This is a genomic window from Pseudorhizobium endolithicum (genome assembly GCF_902153245.2).
In the GTDB taxonomy this organism is placed as follows: domain Bacteria; phylum Pseudomonadota; class Alphaproteobacteria; order Rhizobiales; family Rhizobiaceae; genus Neorhizobium; species Neorhizobium endolithicum.
Genome location: NZ_CABFWF030000007.1, coordinates 32,424 through 48,822, shown reverse-complemented (window position 1 = coordinate 48,822; position 16,399 = coordinate 32,424). Strand labels below are relative to the sequence as shown.

The window sequence follows — 16,399 nt, the reverse complement described above, 5'->3', positions numbered from 1 at the left end:
AAGCTTGCCAGAAACTTCCTCTCCGCAGTCGCCTTGGCCACCCTCGTCGCGTTCTGGCTATGATTGAGTCTGAACCCTAACCAGCTTTGACATGATTTGGCTGTCTCGGGCTACGCAAACGGCTGTCCGGCCAATATCGTCTCTCCTTCTTCAAGGTCCATGGAAAGGATCGCCTTACCGATCTCGAAGCCGAATCCATTCCGGGCGAAGGCTGCCAGTTCGCGTGCCGCCCTCTTGTCGTCAAGCGGCACGCGGCGGAACGGACCGAAGGCACGTTTGCGTGCAAATGCCAGCGCGGCCACGAGATCGTCGGCCACCTGAACGGCATCCTCGACGATTTGCCGCTCGATTCCCTTCTGGGCGAGCCTGCGGGAAATGGCGCGGCGTGACCGGCCGCTACGGACCGCGGAGCGAACTGCCACTTCCGCGTAGGATTTGTCGTCGAGCGCGTGAACAAGGTGGCCGTATTCGATTGCCGCAGCCGAGACGGCCGCCAGTTGCTCCTCCGTAATTCCCTCGAACTTCTGCCTTGCCTTGCGCTTGATGGCATCCGACAGTTCGCGCTCGGTCATCATGCGGCGCGAAAGCCTGTAAGCCGCGGAATTCCTGGCCCACGCCAACATGCGGGCCGTCGCTTCCGCCGGCTCGGTCATGCGTTTCTCCTCAAACAAGCGGCCCTCTTCTCCTGGCCGCATTATTATATTATGAAAATAACATCTTCTGAGACTGTCTTCATCTTCTCATCGAACACTTTACCGCAGTAACCGATGAAGATCCCGTCTCTCCTGATTCTCGATAAGATATCGTAGAGTAGCTCCTCGTCTTTCCGGGGAGACCGTGGGATGTTTCGCCGCTTCGCCTGCATCGCATTGTGCCTCGGCCTTGCCACCCTCTCCGCTGCCCAGGCGGGAGATCCCGTCGCTGACGCCCGCAAGGTGATCTCGGAGCAGATCTCCGCATTTCTCGCCGACGATTCCGAGGCGGCCTATGCCCTGGCGTCACCGGGAATGCGCGGCGGTGTTCCGGATGAAAAGGAATTCCTGGATATGGTCCGCGAGAGATATGCGCCAGTCTACCGCGCCACCAAATACGCTTTCGGCCGCTCCAAACTCGTCGGCGGCGGTGAACTGGTCCTGCAGGAGGTAATGATCGGCGCCCGGGAAGGAGCGGACTGGCTGGCCATTTACGAAATGCGGCTGATGGACGACGGGTCCTACAAAGTCAACGGTGTGCGGATCCTTCGCGACGGCACGAGCCGGGGCATCTGACCCCGCCCCGTCACAGCGGAGGGACATCCCCCCTCGCCCACATGGCCTGCGTCTCGGCATAGAACTCCGCGAAGCGTCCTTCGGCGATGGCGAGGCGGATACCCTTCATCAGGTCCTGATAGTAGGAAAGGTTGTTCCAGGACAGGAGCATCCCCCCCAACGCCTCGTCGGAGCGCACCAGATGGTGGAGGTACGCGCGCGAATAGTCGCGGGCGGCCGGGCAGTTCGACTCTTCATCGAGAGGCCGCATGTCCTCGGCGTGGCGAGCGTTACGGATGTTGATGCGACCGCGACGGGTGAACGCCAGGCCGTGGCGGCCGGATCGCGTCGGCATCACGCAGTCGAACATGTCGATGCCGCGAGCAACGGACTTGAGGATATCGTCCGGCGTCCCGACCCCCATCAGATAGCGGGGCTTTTCCGACGGCAGCGCCGGCAGGGTCTCTTCCAGCATCTTCAGCATCACGTCCTGCGGTTCGCCGACCGCAAGTCCACCTACGGCATAGCCCTTGAGGTCGAGTTGCCTCAGTCCCTCGGCGGAACGAACCCGCAGGTCCGGCTGGTCACCGCCCTGAACGATGCCGAACATCGCCTTGCCGGGCTGCTCACCGAAGGCGACGCGACAGCGCTCGGCCCAGCGGAGCGAGAGCTCCATGGCACGCTCGATCTCCTTCGGTTCTGCAGGCAGTGCGACACATTCGTCGAGCTGCATCTGGATGTCGGAGCCCAACAGTCCCTGGATCTCGATGGAGCGCTCCGGGGACATATGGTGCAGGCTGCCGTCGACATGGCTCTTGAATGTCACGCCCTGCTCGTCCAGCTTGCGAAGGCCGGAGAGCGACATCACCTGGAAGCCGCCGCTGTCGGTGAGGATCGGATGTTCCCAGCGGATCAGCTTGTGCAGACCGCCAAGTCGGGCCACGCGCTCCGCACCCGGCCGCAGCATCAGGTGGTATGTATTGCCGAGAAGGATGTCGGCGCCCGTGTCACGCACCTGGTCGAGATACATGGCCTTGACCGTGCCGACGGTGCCGACCGGCATGAAGGCCGGCGTACGAATGCTGCCGCGCGGCATGCTGACTTCGCCAAGGCGTGCTCCGCCGTCGGTCGCTTTCAGGGTGAACTGGAATGTGTCTGTCATCAGGCTTTCCGGAAGAGCAGGCTGGCGTCGCCGTAGGAATAGAAGCGGTAGCCGCTGCGGATGGCGTGGTCATAGGCGGCCTTCATGGTGTCGAGACCGCTGAAAGCCGAGACGAGCATGAAGAGCGTCGACCTCGGCAGATGGAAATTCGTCATCAGGACGTCGACCGCCTTGAAGGCGTAGCCGGGGGTGATGAAGATGTCCGTCGCGCCGCTCCACGCCTGGATGGTGCCATCCTCGCCTGTCGCACTTTCGAGCAGGCGCAGCGACGTCGTTCCGACCGATACGATACGCCCGCCTCGCGCCCTCACGGCGTTAAGCCTCCCGGCCGTCTCCGCAGTGACGTGGCCGACTTCCGAATGCATCCGGTGCGCGTCGGTGTCATCGGCCTTGACGGGGAGGAAGGTCCCCGCCCCGACATGCAGCGTAACGAAGTGCCGTTCGATTCCCGCGCGATCGAGCGCGGCAAAGATCTCGGGGGTGAAATGCAGCCCGGCGGTCGGCGCGGCGACCGCCCCCTGCTCCCGCGCGTAGATGGTCTGGTAGTCGACCTGATCCCGTTCGTCCTCGGGCCGCTTGTCGGCGATGTAGGGCGGAAGCGGGATATGGCCGACGGTCATGATTGCTTCGTCGAGCGCCGGACCGGACAGATCGAAGAGCAGCGTGATCTCGCCACCCTCGCCCTTCGCCTCCACCGTGGCATTCAGCGTTCCCAAAAGACAGGCATCGCCGCTGTGCCCGAAGATGATGCGGTCACCTTCACGGATACGCTTGCCCGGCCGTGCGAATGCCTTCCACCGTTCCGGACCGGCTCGCATGTGAAGGGTGGCGGAGACCGGAAGCTCGCTCCCCCCTTCCCGCAGCCGCTGGCCTTCCAGTTGCGCGGGAATGACCTTGGTATCGTTGAACACCAGCGCATCTCCCGGCCGCAGCATCGACGGGAGATCCCTCACATGGCGATCCGTGAGTTCCGGACCGGCGCCAGGCTGTACGACGAGCATGCGCGCGCTGTCGCGCGGGGACGCGGGACGCAGTGCGATATTTTCTTCCGGAAGATCGAAGTCGAAGAGATCAACACGCATGGCAGGTCAGAACATCCGGATCATCACGACGCCGGCACAAAGAAGCAGAGCTCCGATGATGCGTCCGGCGGACAATTCCCGCACCGCTACACCCATGAAGCCGATGCGGTCAATGATGAGGCCTGCGGTCAGCTGTCCGGCGACGGAGAAGGCCATGACGGCTGCAGCCCCGATCCGCGGCGTTAGCAGGATCGCCGCCGTGACATAGACACTGCCGAGGCAGCCGCCGGCAAAGTAGAGCCAGGGAGCCGGTGCACTCCAGTTCGGCACGGCGCCTTGGATGCGGGAGAACACCAATAACAGGGCGCCCAGCGCGACCGCGCCGGCGGCGAAGGACACCATGGCAGCAGCGACCGGCATACCCAAGGCGCGCCCGAGTTGCGTGTTGATCGGCGCCTGGATGGCGATACACGCGCCGGCGACGATTCCGAGAGCCGCCCACAGGAATGAAGCCATGTCTTTACCCGCCATCGTGAACTGGAGCTTAAATGGAAAACGCCCCGGCCAAACCGGGGCGCTAGGCAACAGGCTTGCCTGGATCAGGCCGCCGCGTCGGCGGCGACCCGCAGCGAAACGATCGAATCGGGTTCCTGAACCGGCTCGCCCTTCTTGATCTGGTCGATGTTATCCATCCCCTCGATCACCTGGCCCCAGACGGTGTACTGCTTGTTCAGCCAGGGAGCATCGGTGAAGCAGATGAAGAACTGGGAGTTGGCGGAGTTCGGGTTCTGCGACCGGGCCATCGAGCAGGTGCCGCGGACATGCGGCACCGCCGAGAATTCCGCCTTCAGGTCAGGCTTGTCGGAACCGCCCATACCGGCCCGGGAAGGATTGAAATTCGCACCGCCCTTCTTGCCGAACTGCACGTCGCCCGTCTGGGCCATGAAGTCCGCGATCACGCGATGGAAGACGACCCCGTCATAGGCATTCTCGCTAGCCAGTTCCTTGATGCGGGCGACATGGCCCGGCGCGAGGTCGGGCATCAGCGAGATCACGACCCTACCCTTGGTCGTTTCCATGATGAGGGTGTTTTCCGGGTCTTTGATCTCGACCATGTCTTTCTCCTTTGGGGCGTGCGGCAAACCGCACGGGTTGATTACTTGCCGACGGTGACCTTGACTATCCGATCGGGATCGGAAACCTCACCGTTTCCGCCTTCGCCGCGCTTGATCTTGTCGACGGTCTCCATTCCGGAAACGACCTTGCCGACTACGGTGTACTGACCGTTCAGGAAAGAGCCTTCGTCGAACATGATGAAGAATTGCGAATTGGCGGAATCAGGGTCCTGCGAGCGCGCCATTCCGACCGTTCCCCGTTCGAAGGGCACTTCCGAAAACTCAGCGGGAAGATCCGGAAGCTTCGAGCCACCAGTTCCGGCGCGTGCCGGATCGAAACCGTCTTCCATGTCGCCAAACTCGACATCGCCCGTTTGAGCCATGAAGCCCTCGATCACGCGATGGAATGCGACATTGTCATATTCACCGCTCGAGGCCAGTTCCTTGATCCGCTGAACGTGCTTGGGCGCAACGTCTGGAAGCAGTTCGACGACCACCGGGCCATCCTTCAATTCTATTGTGAGGAAATCATCTTCTGCGGCGAAAGACGGCATCGCCAGACTGGCAAAGGCAAGAGCAGCGGCAAGGGCGAGACGAAAGGGTTTCATAAGTTCTCCAGTAGGGGGAATCAGCGGTTAAGCTTGTTCTTCATGGCGGTGAGGACCGGAGCCGGCACGAATGCGCCGACGTCGCCGCCCATTGCTGCGATCTGGCGCACCAATGTGGCCGTAATGGGCCGCGACGCCACCCCCGCGGGCAGAAAGACCGTCTGGATATCGGGCGCCATCTGCCGGTTCATGCCCGCCATCTGCATCTCGTAGTCGAGGTCGGTGCCGTCCCTGAGCCCACGGATCAGCAATGTGGCACCATGGGCGCGGGCGGCATCGACGACGAGATTGTCGAAGGACACCACCTCCAGTTCAGCCGACCTTGACGGGACGGCCTCTGCCAGGGAGGACCGGATCAGGTCGGCCCTCTCCTCAAAGGTGAACATAGGCTTCTTTCCGGGATGAATGCCGATCCCCACGACGAGCTTCTCGGCGACCTGCAGCGCCTGCAGCAGCACGTCGAGATGCCCGTTCGTCATTGGGTCGAAAGATCCCGGATAGAACGCGATTGCCATGGCCCCCCCGACGAGTTTTCCGCCTTTTGTCATGGAAGCGCCGGCGCTGCAAGCGGCGCAAGATGAACGGCAGATGAACAAGCCGTTCAAGAGCGTTTCAAGGGACGTGTGCTGATATCCGTCCAGTAGCGGGCAGAAGACCCGCCATCGACGGAGATGCCATTCCGGGCGGCGACCAGTTCATGAACCCTTGCTGAACGGCAAGTTCACGACGGGTTCAATGCCCCCAATGCATGATCTTCTCCCAGGTGCGGTGGAACCAGTTCGCGCAATGAGCGTTCTGGCAAGCAGAAGGACAAACAGAGATGATCGAGAGAAGGAAATCGATCGTGCCGGACAAGATTACGATGATCAATCTGGTCTGGACGACAATGATTGCCGCTATGCTCACTGCGACGGTCACCCTTTATCAAGAACAATCTCAGATGTCGGATTTCAACTACCCGCAGATGACGGGAAGGTACAACGACCTTTCCTATTACTGACGGAACAAGAGGTAAGACCGATGGTGATGGCGTTGACGATCCTGGCTGGACTGATCAGCATGATGTTCGTGGCTTCGGTCGCGTCGACAGTCACCGAACTTCGGCGCGAAAGTGAAGCGGTAAAGCTCTACGCGCGCCGTCACAGCGCTTTCTGACATTCTGTAGCGGGCCGCGCCGACATCTGTCCGCACGGACCAAAAAAGCCGGGGTTTTCGCCCCGGCTTTTTTTTTCGTCTGTTCACGCAGACCGACTATTCTTCTGCCTGCTCCCCGGATCCGTCCGCTTCCGGACCAAAATCCCCGGTTTCGGACACGATTTCTTCCGGCAGCCCCGTCCCGTTTTCCTCTTCGCCCTCCGGTTCGCTGATGCGCTCGACCGAGACGACCTTCTCGTCCTTGGCCGTGGAGAAGATCGTGACGCCCTTGGTGGCGCGGCTAGCGATGCGGATGTCGCCGACAGGAACGCGGATCAACTGGCCGCCATCGGAGACGAGCATGATTTGATCCTTGTCCTCGACCGGGAAGGCGGCGACGAGTTCGCCGATTTCCTGGGTCTTGGAGGTGTCGGTGGCTCGGATGCCCTTGCCCCCTCGCCCGGAGGTCCGGAAGTCGTAGGACGACGACCGCTTGCCGAAGCCCCGCTCCGACACCGTCAGAACGAACTGCTCGCGCGCTCTCAATTCCTGATAGCGGTCCTCGGTCAGTTCGCCCTCGGCACCCACCTCTTCTCCGACGAGAGAGATGTCCTCCTCATCGACGCCCATGGCACGCCGCTCGGCTGCGGAGCGCTTCAGATAGGCAGCACGCTCCCACGGTTCGGCATCGACATGGCCGACGATGGTCATCGAGATGATGCGGTCGCCCGGCTGCAGCGTGATGCCGCGGACACCGATCGAATTGCGGCCTGCAAAGACGCGGACACCATCGACCGGGAAGCGGATGCACTGCCCCAGGGCGGTCGTGAGCAGCACGTCGTCGCGATCGGTGCAGGTCTCGACGGAGAGGATTTCATCCCCTTCTTCTTCCAGCTTCATCGCGATCTTGCCGTTGCGGTTGACCTGGATGAAGTCCGACAGCTTGTTGCGGCGAACGGTGCCGCGGGTGGTCGAGAACATGACATCGAGGTTGTCCCACGATGCCTCGTCCTCCGGCAGGGGCATGATCGTCGTGATGCGCTCACCGGGTTCCAGCGGCAGCATGTTGATCAGCGCCTTGCCGCGCGACGTGGGCGTTCCGATCGGCAGGCGCCAGACCTTCTCCTTGTAGACGATGCCGCGCGACGAGAAGAACAGCACGGGTGTGTGGGTGTTCGCCACGAAGAGGCGCGTCGCGAAGTCCTCGTCCTTCATCGCCATTCCGGAGCGGCCCTTGCCGCCGCGGCGCTGGGCGCGATAGGTCGCAAGCGGTACGCGCTTGATGTAGCCGGCATGGGATACGGTGACGACCATGTCCTCGCGGGCGATGAGGTCTTCGTCGTCCATGTCCGGACCGCCCTCGAGGATCTCGGTGCGGCGCGGCGTGCCAAATTCGTCCCGAACGGCAGCCAGTTCGTCCTTGACGATCTGGTAGATACGCACCCGCGACGACAGGATGTCGAGGTAGTCGCTGATCTCGGCGCCGATCTTGTTGAGCTCGTCGCCGATCTCGTCCCGGCCCAGCGCGGTCAGACGGGCAAGGCGGAGTTCGAGGATCGCGCGCGCCTGCTCTTCAGAAAGGTTGTAGGTGCCGTCCTCGTTGATCCTGTGACGTGGATCGTCGATCAGGCGGATGAGGGCGTCGACGTCATGGGCCGGCCAGCGCCGGGTCATCAACTGCTCGCGGGCGGTCGCCGGATCGGGCGCGCGCCGGATGAGATTGATCACCTCATCGATATTGGCAACCGCGATCGCCAGACCGACCAAGACGTGGGCCCGTTCGCGCGCCTTGCGCAGCAGGTACTTGGTGCGGCGGCTGACGACTTCCTCGCGGAAGGACACAAACGCGCGCAGCATGTCGATCAGCGTCAGTTGCTCCGGCTTGCCGCCGTTGAGCGCCACCATGTTGCAGCCGAAGGAGGTCTGCAGCGGCGTGTAGCGGTAGAGCTGGTTGAGAATGACCTCTGCATTCGCATCGCGCTTCAGCTCGATGACGACCCGGTAGCCCTGGCGGTCGGATTCGTCGCGCAGATCGGAGATGCCCTCGATGCGCTTGTCGCGCACCAGCTCGGCCATCTTCTCGATCATCGTCGCCTTGTTCACCTGGTAGGGAACCTCGGTGATGATGATCTGCTCGCGGTCGCCCCGCATCGGCTCGATATGGGCCCGTCCGCGCATGATGACGGAGCCGCGGCCGGTCTCGTAGGCGGACCGGATTCCCGACCTGCCGAGGATCAGCGCGCCGGTCGGGAAATCAGGGCCGGGGATGATCTGCATCAGTTCCGGCAGATCGATCGCCGGATTGTCGATCAGCGCGATGCAGCCGTCGATCACTTCCGTGAGGTTGTGCGGCGGGATGTTGGTCGCCATGCCGACGGCGATGCCGCCGGCGCCGTTGACGAGCAGGTTCGGGAAGCGCGCCGGCACGACGACCGGCTCGGACAACGTGCCGTCGTAGTTGTCGCGGAAGTTGACCGTTTCCTTGTCGAGATCATCCAGGAGCGTATGGGCCGCCTTCTCTAGACGGCATTCCGTATAACGCTGTGCCGCTGGCGGATCGCCATCGATCGAGCCGAAATTCCCCTGCCCGTCGATCAGCGGCAGGCGGAGCGACCAGTCCTGCGCCATGCGGGCCAGGGCGTCGTAAATGGCGGCATCGCCGTGGGGATGGTATTTACCCATCACGTCACCGGTGACGCGGGCGGACTTTACGTATTTCTTGTTCCAGTCGATCCCCATCTCGCTCATCGAGAAGAGAATGCGCCGATGCACAGGCTTCAGTCCGTCTCGGACATCGGGAAGCGCGCGGCTGACGATCACGCTCATCGCGTAATCGAGGTAGGACCGCTGCATCTCCTCCATGATGGAAATGGGTTCGATGCCTGGTGGCAGCTTTCCGCCGCCGGGAGTGCTTTGCTCAGTCAAATCGGATCACGATCTTTGTTCGGAATCAGTTGCGTTTTTATAGCGGAAACCGGGTGCGTTCACCAATTTCCGCAGCAGTTTTGAACAGCTTTTGACCTGTTCCCGTGGATTGCTGCGATGGGATGCAGGGCCAGAGACAGGCAATTACGCTTCCCATGATCGACGGGCTGTCCTAACAAGCTTGGGAAGGGTCCGCAAGGATCGAAGAACGGGGAAGACGATGGCGAGCGCCGATACACTGGTGAATGCATTCACGACGCTGCTCGTAACACTCGATCCGCCGGGGCTAGCACCCGTATTCCTCGGCCTGACGGTCGGAATGACCCGCAGCCAACGCCGGCACGTCGCCGTTCGGGGCTCGCTGATCGCTTTCGGCATCCTTGCGGTGTTTGCGCTGTTTGGAGCAAGCCTGCTCGGTTCGCTCGGCATCTCCATGGGCGCGTTCCGGATTGCTGGAGGACTGCTGTTATTCTGGATATCCTTCGAAATGGTCTTCGAGCGCAGGCAGGAGCGCAAGGAGAAGACCTCGCAGGCCGCCATCACCGTCGACCATCTTCACAACATCGCCGTCTTCCCGCTGGCCCTGCCCCTTATCGCCGGTCCGGGCGCCATTTCGGCGACCGTCCTTCTGGCCGGATCCCTGGCGGGGCCCTGGGACCGAATGCTGCTGATCGGGGTTCTGGCTCTCAGCATGGGAGCAGTGCTGGCAGCCCTGCTGATCGCCGAGCGGCTGGATCGTTTCCTTGGAGTGACGGGGCGGGCGATCCTCACCCGCCTCCTTGGCGTCATACTCGCGGCGCTTTCCGTCCAGTTCGTCGTGGACGGCGTGAAGTCTGCCTTCGACGCCGTCTGACCTCACCAGTCTTGGCCTGCGAACAGGCGGTCTCCGATTAGAACGGGATGTCGTCGTCCAGATCGCGAGAGAAGCCACCGCCGCCGCCGGAGGACTGGCCGCCCCCGCGGCTCCCGCCTGCTGCAGGGCGGTCGTAATCGTCGCCGAAGCTGCCGCCGCCGAAATCATTGCCGCCGCTGACGCGGCCACCGCCGCCGCCACCGTAGCTCCCCTGCCCGCCGCCTTCGCCGCGCCCGTCGAGCATGGTCAACGTCGAATTGAAGCCCTGCAGCACCACCTCGGTGGAATAGCGGTCGTTGCCGTTCTGGTCCTGCCATTTGCGGGTCTGTAGCGCGCCTTCGATATAAAGCTTGGCGCCCTTCTTCACATACTGTTCTACGACCTTGCAGAGGCCTTCGTTGAACACGACGACAGTGTGCCACTCGGTCTTTTCGCGCCGCTCGCCGCTGTTGCGGTCGCGCCAGCTTTCGGACGTGGCGATGCGCAGGTTGGCGATCGGACGGCCATCCTGCGTACGTCGAATTTCGGGATCGGCACCCACATTGCCGATCAGGATTACCTTGTTGACGCTACCAGCCATACTTCTCTACCTCGTCCGCCGCCTGTTCGCGGCCAAATTTCCGATGGCTAGCAGCTTAGACCATCTGTCCAGCCATGGGGTCACTCCCGGGATTAATCCACAGTCGATTTTTGTTCTTTATTTGTTCTAATAAGTGACTATTCTGGTGTCAAGCGACTCGGAAAATTCCACGGCAGGTGGAGCGCGCGCCTCGACAGCGCGGCTTCAATCACTACATATGGTCTTCGATCCTCCCACAGAGCAATATAATGAGCGAACTTAAGACGATCTCCATCCGTGGTGCGCGTGAGCACAACTTGAAGGGCATCGATCTCGACTTGCCGCGCAACTCGCTGATCGTCATGACCGGACTCTCCGGCTCCGGCAAATCCTCCCTCGCCTTCGATACCATCTACGCCGAAGGGCAACGGCGATACGTGGAGAGCCTCTCCGCCTATGCGCGGCAGTTTCTGGAGATGATGCAGAAGCCAGACGTCGACCAGATCGACGGCCTCTCGCCGGCCATCTCGATCGAGCAGAAGACGACATCCCGCAACCCGCGCTCGACGGTCGGAACGGTCACCGAGATCTACGACTACATGCGCCTGCTGTTCGCGCGCGTCGGCGTTCCCTATTCACCGGCGACCGGCCTGCCGATCGAGAGCCAGACGGTCAGCCAGATGGTCGATCGCATCCTCGCCTTCGAAGAAGGCACCCGGCTCTATATCCTGGCGCCGATGATCCGCGGCCGCAAGGGCGAGTACAAGAAAGAGCTTGCCGAGCTGATGAAGAAGGGCTTCCAACGCGTCAAGGTGGATGGCCAGTTCTACGAGATCGCAGACGTGCCGGCGCTCGACAAGAAGTACAAGCACGACATCGACGTGGTGGTGGACCGGCTTGTCGTACGGCCGGATATCGGGGCGCGGCTGGCCGACAGCCTGGAGACGTCGCTGAAGCTTGCCGATGGTTTGGCGGTCGCGGAGTTCGCGGACAAGCCGTTGCCGGCGGAGGAGACTGCCGCTGGCGGCGCCGCCAACAAGTCGCTGAACGAAACGCACGAGCGCGTGCTCTTCTCGGAGAAGTTCGCTTGCCCCGTCTCCGGGTTCACCATTCCGGAGATCGAGCCGCGGCTCTTCTCCTTCAACAATCCGTTCGGCGCCTGCCCGACCTGCGACGGGCTCGGATTCCAGCAGAAGATCGATGCGGCGCTGATCGTGCCGGAGGCCAACCGCACGCTTCGGGACGGGGCGATCGCGCCTTGGGCGAAATCCACTTCACCCTACTACAACCAGACGCTGGAGGGACTCGGCAAGGTCTACGGTTTCAAGCTGTCCAGCCGCTGGTCCGAACTCTCCGAAACGGCCCAAAATGCCATCCTGCAGGGCACCGAGGAGAAGATCGAGTTTCACTACGCCGACGGCGCCCGGTCCTACAAGACGACGAAAACGTTCGAAGGGATCGTGCCCAACCTTGAGCGCCGCTGGAAGGAGACCGACAGCGCCTGGGCGCGCGAGGAGATCGAGCGCTACATGTCGGCGGCCCCCTGCCCCGCCTGCAACGGATTCCGGCTGAAGCCGGAGGCACTGGCGGTAAAGGTCAACGAACTGCATATCGGCCAGGTCACCGATATGTCGATCAAGATCGCCCGCGACTGGTTTGATACGCTGCCGGAGCACCTGAACGCCAAGCAGAACGAAATCGCCGTCCGCATCCTCAAGGAGATCCGCGAGCGGCTCCGCTTCCTCAACGATGTCGGCCTCGACTATCTCAGCCTGTCGCGCAATTCCGGCACCTTGTCGGGTGGCGAGAGCCAGCGCATCCGTCTCGCTTCGCAGATCGGCTCCGGCCTGACCGGCGTGCTCTACGTGCTCGACGAGCCGTCGATCGGCCTGCATCAGCGCGACAACGCGCGCCTGCTCGACACGCTGAAACATCTTCGCGACATCGGCAACACCGTGATCGTGGTGGAGCATGACGAAGATGCGATCCTGACGGCCGACTACGTCGTGGACATAGGCCCTGCGGCCGGTATCCATGGCGGCGAGGTGGTGGCCGAGGGAACGCCTGCGGAAATCATGGCGAACCCGAAATCGCTGACCGGCAAGTATCTGTCCGGACAGCTCGGCGTTGCCATACCGGCCGAACGCCGCAAGCCGAAGAAGGGCAAGGAGATCAAGGTCGTCGGTGCCCGCGGCAACAACCTGAAGAACGTCACGGCGTCGGTGCCGCTCGGCCTGTTCACCGCGGTGACGGGCGTCTCCGGCGGCGGCAAGTCGACCTTCCTCATCGAGACGCTCTACAAGGCTGCCGCCCGGCGCATCATGGGCGCCCGCGAAATCCCGGCGGACCACGACCGCATCGACGGTTTCGAGCATATCGACAAGGTGATCGACATCGACCAGTCGCCGATCGGCCGCACTCCCCGCTCGAACCCGGCGACCTATACCGGCGCCTTCACGCCGATCAGGGACTGGTTCGCCGGACTCCCGGAGGCAAAGGCGCGCGGCTATGCTCCCGGCCGCTTCTCGTTCAACGTCAAGGGCGGCCGCTGCGAGGCCTGCCAGGGCGACGGCGTCATCAAGATCGAGATGCATTTCCTGCCGGACGTGTATGTCACCTGCGACGTCTGCCACGGCAAGCGCTACAACCGCGAGACGCTCGACGTGCATTTCAAGGGCAAGTCGATCGCCGACGTGCTCGACATGACAGTGGAGGAAGGCGTCGAATTCTTCTCGGCCGTGCCGTCGGTACGCGATAAGCTGCAGGCGCTGTTCGATGTCGGTTTGGGCTATATCAAGGTCGGCCAGCAGGCGAACACGCTCTCCGGCGGCGAGGCCCAGCGCGTCAAGCTCGCCAAGGAACTGTCGAAGCGCTCGACCGGCCGCACGCTCTACATTCTCGACGAGCCGACCACCGGCCTGCATTTCCACGACGTCTCCAAACTCCTGGAAATGCTGCACGAACTGGTAAACCAGGGCAATTCGGTGGTCGTCATTGAACACAATCTGGAAGTTATCAAGACCGCGGACTGGATCATCGACATCGGCCCCGAGGGCGGCACGGGCGGCGGAGAGATCGTGGCGGCCGGGACGCCAGAGCAGATCGTCAAGGAAAGGCGGTCCCATACGGGCCAGTTCCTCAAGGAGCTTCTGGAGCGTCGGCCGGTCGGGACGGTGGAGGCAGCGGAATAGCCGCCAATGGGAGGGGACATGCAGAATCACGGGACGATACGCACGGGGATCGGGGGCTGGACCTTCGATCCCTGGGAAGGCACCTTCTATCCGGAGAAGCTGCCGAAGAAGCGGCAGCTCGAATATGCTGCGGCCAAGCTGAAGGTGATCGAGGTCAACGGCACCTATTACGGGTCCCAGAAGCCGGAGACCTTCGCAAAATGGGCGTCGGAAGTACCCGAGGGCTTCATCTTCTCCCTGAAGGCGAGCCGTTTCACGACGAACCGCAAGGTGCTGGCAGAGGCGGGGGAATCCATCGAGAGGTTCTTCGCCCAGGGACTGGCGGAACTCGGCCCGCATCTCGGCCCCATCCTGTGGCAGTTCGCTCCGACCAAGCGGTTCGAGCCGGACGATTTCGACGCTTTCCTCCGTCTTCTGCCGGAGACGGTGGACGGATTGCCGCTCAGGCATGTGGTGGAAGTCCGGCACGACAGTTTCAAGGTACCCGAATTCGTGCAACTGCTTCGGAAGCATGGAGTGGCGCCGGTCTGTGCCGAGCATCACGACTATCCGATGATCGCCGACGTGACGGCGGACTTCGTCTATGCGCGCCTGCAGACGGGATCGGACGATGTACCCACCTGCTATCCTGATGCCGAGCTGAAGGCCTGGGCGAAACGTCTGGAAACCTGGGCCAGAGGCGGCACGCCCGACGACCTTCCCCTGATCGATCCGGACAACAAGCCGAAGCAGGCGCCACGCGACGTCTTCGCCTTCTTCATTCATGAGGGCAAGGTCAACGCACCACAAGGCGCGATGGCACTACAGGCGATGGTGGAAGACTGATCCGTTGCGGCCGAGCGGTCTGATATGGCGCACCAGGGTTTCCGCCGTCAGTCCCTCCCCGGCCCTGGCCGCCGCCTCTCCGTGAAGGTAGACGGCTGCGGCCGCAGCCTCGAAGGCCGGCAGGCCGTTGGCCAGCAGAGCGCCGATCACTCCCGCGAGCACATCCCCGGACCCGGCCGTCGCCAGCCATGGTGGCGCGTTCTCGTTGATCAAAGCCCTCCCATCCGGGGCGGCGATGACCGTATCCGCTCCCTTGTAGACGACCACGGCGTGTGCAAGCCGGGCAGCGGCAACGGTCTTTTCGACCTTGCTCATCTCGCCGGTCTCCGCCAGTTCGGGAAACAGGCGCCCGAACTCCCCATCGTGCGGCGTCAGGACGAGGCGGGCTTCGTCCGCGGCATAGGCTTGAAAGAGCCGATCACGGTGATCACGAAACGATGTGATGCCGTCGGCGTCCAGGACGAGTGGGCGCCCTTCCATGCCGAGCACGAAATCCCGCGCCTTCTCCCCCACTCCGAAACCCGGGCCGAGGACGAAGGCAGAAAGCTTCGCGTTCGCCAGCCAAGCGCGCATGGACGCGAGGTCTTCCACTTCCCGCAGCATCACCGCCGTCAGATGTCCGGAATTGACCGGCATGGCGTCGGCGGGCGACGCGACGGTCACAAGACCGGCACCTGCGGCAAGCCCGGCCGCGGCGGAGAGCCGTGCGGCGCCCGTATGGGAGGCTCCGCCGGAAAAGACCGCGAGGTGCCCGCGGCGGTACTTGTGGGAGGCAGAATCGGGCGACGGAAGCGATTCCCGCCAAAGGACCGGATCATTGGCAGCGACAGAGCCGGCGCATCCTTCCACGATCCTCCACGGGATGCCGATATCGACAACCTCGATGTCGCCGCAGAGTGACCTCCCCGGCATCAGCAAATGGCCGGGTTTGCGGGCCATGAAGGTCACGGTATGGGAGGCGCGGAAGGCGGCTCCCAGCGGGATACCCCTGCGCCCGCAAATTCCCGACGGCAGGTCGACGGCGAGAACCGGCACGCTCGCGGCCTCCACCGAAGCGATGACCTGTCGCAATTCCTCCGGGACGGTCCGGGCGAGCCCGGCGCCGAAGACCGCATCGATGACAGCATCGCCGGGCTTCGGCGTCAGTTGGGAAACCGACCGGGACGGTATCGGACAGGCATCGAAGGCAGCCCTCGCATCCCCCTTCAGCTCGTCAGGATCCCCGAGGGCGAAAAGCTCGACCACCGCTCCGGCCGAAGCCAGGGCGCGGGCAGCCACATAACCGTCCCCACCGTTGTTGCCGGGCCCGCAGAGGACGACGTAGCGCAGGGTCAGCGGGTATAGCCGAAGCGCTGCCGCCGCCACCGCCTGGCCAGCCCTTTCCATCAATCCGGATGAATCTATGCCTGAACGGGCCGCAGCGGCATCCGCGGCGGCCATTTCCTGCGGGGTCAACAGCAGCGTTCTGGTCCGGGGGTTCATGCCGCTATTGAACGCAATGGCGGAAGAAAGACAAGGGCAGCGAACCCATCGCTTGGATGACTACCAATTATGCAAAACGCACTTTATTTAGGCGCCAAAACGGGACGGCCCGTTGCCGCCGGCGGAACTTCAGCCGCCGATTCAGCCAAACGCATAAAAGCAAGGCGAAATCCTCTTCGGCCGGATAGCCTGCCATGTACGGCTTCGGCGACCGGATGAATTTTCTCGGGTTTTTGCCGAAACCGTCTTTGCAGACTGGCACGATACCTGCATTAG

The 16,399-nt window shown here is 62.7% G+C and carries 16 protein-coding genes; 6 read left to right on the top strand and 10 right to left on the bottom strand.

The window, feature by feature from the left end; translation table 11 throughout:
• Positions 1-110: 110 nt before the first annotated feature.
• Positions 111-653: a regulatory protein RecX gene (locus tag RTCK_RS04645; RefSeq protein WP_142591934.1), complete on the bottom strand. Its 543-nt coding sequence runs from the start codon at positions 651-653 to the stop codon at positions 111-113.
• 189 nt (positions 654-842) lie between these two features.
• Here RTCK_RS04645 and RTCK_RS04640 point away from each other — a divergent pair, with 189 nt between their 5' ends.
• Positions 843-1,268 (top strand): DUF4864 domain-containing protein, encoded by a 426-nt coding sequence (locus RTCK_RS04640; RefSeq protein WP_142591933.1) that lies wholly within the window; start codon positions 843-845, stop codon positions 1,266-1,268.
• 10 nt (positions 1,269-1,278) lie between these two features.
• On the opposite strand, the gene tgt is transcribed toward RTCK_RS04640, so the two are convergent.
• The 6 genes from tgt to coaD form a co-directional block, all read right to left on the bottom strand.
• Positions 1,279-2,409 (bottom strand): tRNA guanosine(34) transglycosylase Tgt, encoded by a 1,131-nt coding sequence (gene tgt / locus RTCK_RS04635; RefSeq protein WP_142591932.1) that lies wholly within the window; start codon positions 2,407-2,409, stop codon positions 1,279-1,281.
• The gene (gene queA, locus RTCK_RS04630) at positions 2,409-3,491 is read right to left on the bottom strand and encodes a tRNA preQ1(34) S-adenosylmethionine ribosyltransferase-isomerase QueA (RefSeq protein WP_142591931.1); all 1,083 of its coding nucleotides are present in this window, start codon (positions 3,489-3,491) and stop codon (positions 2,409-2,411) included. The genes tgt and queA overlap by 1 nt, the downstream gene beginning before the upstream one ends.
• 6 nt (positions 3,492-3,497) lie before the next feature.
• On the bottom strand, positions 3,498-3,947 hold the full coding sequence (locus RTCK_RS04625) for a DMT family transporter (RefSeq protein ID WP_142591930.1): 450 nt from the start codon (positions 3,945-3,947) through the stop codon (positions 3,498-3,500).
• Between the two features lie 83 nt (positions 3,948-4,030).
• Positions 4,031-4,546, bottom strand: coding sequence for a peptidylprolyl isomerase (locus RTCK_RS04620; protein WP_142591929.1), 516 nt, complete (start codon positions 4,544-4,546; stop codon positions 4,031-4,033).
• Between the two features lie 41 nt (positions 4,547-4,587).
• The gene (locus tag RTCK_RS04615) at positions 4,588-5,154 is read right to left on the bottom strand and encodes a peptidylprolyl isomerase (protein WP_142591928.1); all 567 of its coding nucleotides are present in this window, start codon (positions 5,152-5,154) and stop codon (positions 4,588-4,590) included.
• 20 nt (positions 5,155-5,174) lie between these two features.
• Entirely contained in the window at positions 5,175-5,669 is a 495-nt protein-coding gene (gene coaD / locus RTCK_RS04610) for a pantetheine-phosphate adenylyltransferase (protein ID WP_142520661.1), read from the bottom strand.
• Between the two features lie 305 nt (positions 5,670-5,974).
• On the opposite strand from coaD, the gene RTCK_RS04605 reads away from it, so the two are divergent.
• Together RTCK_RS04605 and RTCK_RS20985 are read left to right on the top strand one after the other, a co-directional pair.
• Entirely contained in the window at positions 5,975-6,154 is a 180-nt protein-coding gene (locus tag RTCK_RS04605; protein WP_142520662.1) for a hypothetical protein, read from the top strand.
• A 20-nt stretch (positions 6,155-6,174) separates the two neighbouring features.
• Positions 6,175-6,309 carry a hypothetical protein gene (locus RTCK_RS20985; protein WP_268963119.1) on the top strand — a complete coding sequence of 45 codons (135 nt, stop codon included), beginning with the start codon at positions 6,175-6,177 and terminating at the stop codon, positions 6,307-6,309.
• A gap of 96 nt (positions 6,310-6,405) precedes the next feature.
• Here RTCK_RS20985 and gyrA read toward each other — a convergent pair whose 3' ends face one another.
• Entirely contained in the window at positions 6,406-9,213 is a 2,808-nt protein-coding gene (gene gyrA, locus RTCK_RS04600) for a DNA gyrase subunit A (RefSeq protein ID WP_408004505.1), read from the bottom strand.
• Positions 9,214-9,433: 220 nt separating this feature from the next.
• On the opposite strand from gyrA, the gene RTCK_RS04595 reads away from it, so the two are divergent.
• Complete coding sequence (locus tag RTCK_RS04595; RefSeq protein ID WP_142591927.1) at positions 9,434-10,066, top strand: MarC family protein; 633 nt, start codon at positions 9,434-9,436, stop codon at positions 10,064-10,066.
• A 37-nt stretch (positions 10,067-10,103) separates the two neighbouring features.
• Here RTCK_RS04595 and RTCK_RS04590 read toward each other — a convergent pair whose 3' ends face one another.
• A complete protein-coding gene (locus tag RTCK_RS04590) occupies positions 10,104-10,646 on the bottom strand; it encodes a single-stranded DNA-binding protein (protein WP_142591926.1) in 543 nt (180 codons plus the stop codon).
• A 248-nt stretch (positions 10,647-10,894) separates the two neighbouring features.
• On the opposite strand from RTCK_RS04590, the gene uvrA reads away from it, so the two are divergent.
• Positions 10,895-13,816 (top strand): excinuclease ABC subunit UvrA, encoded by a 2,922-nt coding sequence (gene uvrA / locus RTCK_RS04585; RefSeq protein ID WP_142591925.1) that lies wholly within the window; start codon positions 10,895-10,897, stop codon positions 13,814-13,816.
• 18 nt (positions 13,817-13,834) lie between these two features.
• On the top strand, positions 13,835-14,641 hold the full coding sequence (locus tag RTCK_RS04580; protein WP_142591924.1) for a DUF72 domain-containing protein: 807 nt from the start codon (positions 13,835-13,837) through the stop codon (positions 14,639-14,641).
• Here RTCK_RS04580 and RTCK_RS04575 read toward each other — a convergent pair.
• Entirely contained in the window at positions 14,618-16,123 is a 1,506-nt protein-coding gene (locus RTCK_RS04575) for an NAD(P)H-hydrate dehydratase (RefSeq protein WP_142591923.1), read from the bottom strand. The two genes, RTCK_RS04580 and RTCK_RS04575, sit on opposite strands and share 24 nt — an antisense overlap.
• Positions 16,124-16,399: the final 276 nt, after the last annotated feature.